The sequence below is a fragment of the bacterium genome, assembly GCA_024228115.1.
In the GTDB taxonomy this organism is placed as follows: domain Bacteria; phylum Myxococcota_A; class UBA9160; order UBA9160; family UBA6930.
Genome location: JAAETT010000568.1, coordinates 1 through 2,087, shown reverse-complemented (window position 1 = coordinate 2,087; position 2,087 = coordinate 1). Strand labels below are relative to the sequence as shown.

Sequence of the window (2,087 nt, the reverse complement as noted above, 5' to 3'; positions counted from 1 at the left end):
GAATTCGAGCTCAAGAACGGAAACGGAAGACTCGGGGGCTCCGCCCCCGAACCCCCGTTCATTACTGAACGAAGAAGAGATCCGGAGGAGCCGGGTCTCACGGTCTAACCAAAGTGTCTACGGAATCGGGGCAGACCCACTCGGCATCGACATGCTCTACGGATCCGCTCAGCAGGGGCTGGTGGGCATCGAGGACGCGGCCGATGGGGAGGCCCTGGAATCGGCCTACGTGGTGTACGACACGGGTGTCCACGACATCTTCGATCCCGCCCACGCGCCCTTCATTCCGCCCCTCGCCAACCTGATCACGCAGAACGACAAGTGCGATCCGCACGGCGCACGGCCGCAGATTCCGGCCGGCATCCTGCAGCTCGTCACGTTCCTGCGCCCTGACGGCATGATCGAGAACTTCTGTAACGGGATCTGCGACGCGGGCGACCCATTCGAGATCGCGGGCGGCAACGCGACGCCGTGTGATCCGCTGAACTGAACGGGGCGCGGTCGGCTCGGACGCCTCCGCGAGCTCGACCTCCGCGAGCAGCTCGGCGACGGCGCCCTGCAGCAGAGCTGCCAGCTCCCAGACGTCGACGTCGTGGTCCGCGCAGGCCAGGACGCCCATGCCCTGCCCAGTGACCAGACCGACCTGTCGTTCGCGGACTTCGAGGCCGAAGCCGACTCCAGGCGTCTCCCCGCGTCTCCAGCCTCGGAGCGGGCGATGGGACAGATCACCCAACCCCGCGATGTGCTTCCCGAGAGGACTCGAACCTCTGACCCTCGGTTCAGGAACGGCAGAGGAGGACGAGGACCAACGAGAGCTTGGTGCTGCGGCCTTGCGGGCGCATGCGGATAGCGGCAGATCGCTGCACGCGAGTCGTAGTGAGCCCAGACGGGCCCGGCTGCCTCAGTCCGCTCTGGCCGTGTGGAGCGCCGCCCCAGTGCCCGGCCGCCGCGATTCCACGGTGCCTTGGGCCATGGCCCGGCGCTTGCTTTGTTCTCTCCGGTCAGGACTGCCGGGGAGAATCGACCATGGGTTGGCGGGATCTAGAGTATCGGGAGCGGTGGAGCCTGATCGTCTCGACGATTCAGGCGCTTGCGACGCTCGGGGCGTTCCTGGTCGCGATCGTCGGTATCTGGCGCGTGGCTCCAATCATCACCTACCAGGTGGAGAAGCAGAGGGCGGAGCCCATTCCCCTCGCCGTGGGGGGCGGCACCGGGTCCTCGCTGGCGAGCCACTTCGCTAACGATGCCCTCGAATGGTGGTCACCGCGCGTCGTGGCATACGGCCGGATCGTGGAGCTGGTGAAGACCCGCACCGGCCGCGGCTGGGAGCTGAGCTTCGAGCTGCAGAAAGGTGTGAGCGTTGGTGGCGGCGCGCTGACGTCGGATGTCCTGGTGGTCCACGCCCGCCACGCGAAGCACGACGACGAGACCCTCCGGGTCGAGGTCAATGAGACCGCCATTCAGCCCGGCCACTTCATCCAGCGGCAGATCAACGGCGGCTTCTTCGAGCGATTGGAGCCGGGCCTGCGTCGCCAGGTCGAGGCCGCTGTGGAACACTACGCGCGGGACCACATGCTGCCGCGCATCCCTCCGCCACACATCCGCGCGGACATGTCGATCGAGGAGGTCGCGGACGAGATCGCCCTGCACCAGGACGATCGCGAGACCGCGGCCCGCCAGATTCCCGGGCTCGCCGAGGTCATCGAGGAAGTGACTCGCGGCTGACGGACGTGTCGATGGCACTGGACGGCGCCTCTCAGCAGAGGCACGCGGTTCAGGGGCGTTGTCGTTGGGGCACTCACCAAGGCGTTCCTCGCGGGGACGCCCGATGGACTCGCACCTCGATGCTCTGGGGCGCGGCTGGCGCTGGAGCTGTGCGGCGAATCTGTTCGAGCGTGGCCCGGGCGACCCGAGATGGTCGAGCGGGAGGGGCCGGAGGCGTAGTATCCTAGTCCCTTGTATCGACCAAAGGCGGAAGTGTTGTCATGCTAAGCACTGCGTCCCCCGCAGCCAATCGGTTCTCGCCGTGTCGCGGGCCGATTCATGGGGCCCGTATGTCGAAGAAGCGGTATCGGATTGACTTGACG

2 protein-coding genes are annotated in these 2,087 nt (G+C 66.8%); both read left to right on the top strand.

What is annotated here, in order from left to right:
• The first annotated feature begins 151 nt into the window (after positions 1-151).
• Positions 152-490 (top strand): hypothetical protein, encoded by a 339-nt coding sequence (locus GY937_23605; GenBank protein MCP5059702.1) that lies wholly within the window; start codon positions 152-154, stop codon positions 488-490.
• Between the two features lie 536 nt (positions 491-1,026).
• Positions 1,027-1,725, top strand: a complete 699-nt coding sequence (locus GY937_23600; protein MCP5059701.1) for a hypothetical protein — start codon at positions 1,027-1,029, stop codon at positions 1,723-1,725.
• Positions 1,726-2,087: the final 362 nt, after the last annotated feature.

Excerpts from the sequence above, each read along its gene's own strand:
- GY937_23600 (MCP5059701.1), top strand. The coding sequence starts at position 1,027 with ATGGGTTGGCGGGATCTAGAGTATCGGGAGCGGTGGAGCCTGATCGTC.
- GY937_23605 (MCP5059702.1), top strand. The coding sequence starts at position 152 with ATGCTCTACGGATCCGCTCAGCAGGGGCTGGTGGGCATCGAGGACGCG.